Genomic DNA, 1563 nt, shown 5'->3' with positions numbered 1-1563 from the left:
ACTCTTTTGAGCCAGAGCAAGACGCTCTTTGTAGCGTTTCTTGTCCTTAAAATTGAGCAGATCTTTCGGCTCATATTCGCTAGCAAGCTCTATACGCTCACCTTTGTCCAAGAAGCTGTCTAAACGATGTCGCGCAGACATTCGCAAATGGTGTTGACACTTGGGGCAAACTTCCAAGTTTTCCTTGAGCGCGATGCGATACAGCACTTGGTCACAAGACGGACACTTAGTCCATACGCCTTCCGGAATCGACGCTTTACGCGTATTAATGATGTTCTTTTTATCTAATAGTTTTTCTAACCAACTCATTGGAAAACCTTTATGCCCAAACAACGGTAAATCGCATTGTATAAACCTGTTTTAAGTAATAAAGTGCAACTTATTAGCTTTATAATCCAACCAAATGGGATTAATGGAGATGCTTGAGAAAATTGATCAACAATGGCTAAAAAGCTTCCATTGTGTCTACGAGAACAACAGCTTCAAAAGAGCCGCCGAGTTTTTATCTCTGCCGACATCAAATGTCAGTCGCCACATTGCGTTACTTGAAGAACAGCTTGATGTGCGTTTGTTCGACAGAACGACTCGACGAATCTGTGCAACAGACGCTGGAGAACAGCTCTATTTACGCACACAGCCTTTGTTAGACAAACTGAATGATGCGCTTGAAGAAGTGACGCAACACTCTCGTGAGGTCATGGGGCAGCTCAACGTTGTCATGCCAGATTCACCAGAACTAGCTAAAGCCGTCGTCTCTTTTTGTGCTCAGTACCCTGCTATTTCATTGAATTGCGAGACGAACCTAAGCCCTAAAGAGGACTTGCTCGATGGGTTTGACGTTATCTTGAGTTTTCACCGCGGCAAGCTTGAAGACAGCAATTGGATTGCAAAAGAGATCAAGCGTTGGCCGAGTGTTGTGGTCGCGTCACCTCAGCTACTGCAAACACGTCAGAGACCTTTCAAAATTACCGATTTGAAGCACGTTCCTTGTATCAGCAGCTTTACTGCATTGAAAGGAACACCTTGGGTTTTCAGAAATTCGGAAGGAGAACTGATAACTCAACGAGTACAATCTGCATTTAAGGTCAACAGTGGGCAACTTGCTAAAGCCGGCGCGTTAGCAGGATTCGGGTTTGCGATTCTACCTGTCGAGTTTTGCCATGAAGAAATCGAATCAGGAGATCTGAAAGTGATCGAACTGGAATATGAACCAGAAGATTTGGTGTTGTATGCCTTTTACGCTTCCAGAAAACACGTAGCCAAGAAGATCCCGGCGTTTATCGAGCACTTAAAACGCCAAGCGAATAACGAAACAAGCGGGTAAAGCCATAGACTTGCCTATTACTGCCCATACATTGTGAACCAGAAAGGCTGACTTTGTAGAAACCAAATAGACAAAGGAGCACCGTTGAATTCGCCTTTCTTTTTCTGTCGCTTTCGATAATACTCTTGCGCAATATTACTCAGCTGGAAAACTTCATGCCTCAAGCAAACTCTGTGGTCGTACTCGACTTTGAAACCACAGGTCTCTCTCCTACTTTGGGTGACCGCGCAATAGAAATT

Annotated in this window: 1 protein-coding gene and 2 pseudogenes; 2 read left to right on the top strand and 1 reads right to left on the bottom strand. The window is 44.2% G+C overall.

Annotated features, from left to right (window positions below):
* Positions 1–309: pseudogene (locus R7O12_RS24430) on the bottom strand (acetyl-CoA carboxylase carboxyl transferase subunit beta); the annotation flags it as partial.
* Between the two features lie 109 nt (positions 310–418).
* Between R7O12_RS24430 and R7O12_RS24425 the strand changes: the two are divergent.
* Positions 419–1324, top strand: a complete 906-nt coding sequence (locus R7O12_RS24425) for a LysR family transcriptional regulator (protein ID WP_318126621.1) — start codon at positions 419–421, stop codon at positions 1322–1324.
* A 155-nt stretch (positions 1325–1479) separates the two neighbouring features.
* Positions 1480–1563, top strand: a pseudogene (locus tag R7O12_RS24420) (3'-5' exonuclease); the annotation flags it as partial.

The sequence above is a fragment of the Vibrio sp. Vb1574 genome, from assembly GCF_033338675.1.
This window is presented reverse-complemented; position numbering and strand designations above follow the sequence as displayed.

What these genes read in the sequence shown, in the direction of transcription:
- R7O12_RS24425 (WP_318126621.1), top strand. Translation starts at nt 419, where the DNA reads ATGCTTGAGAAAATTGATCAACAATGGCTAAAAAGCTTCCATTGTGTC.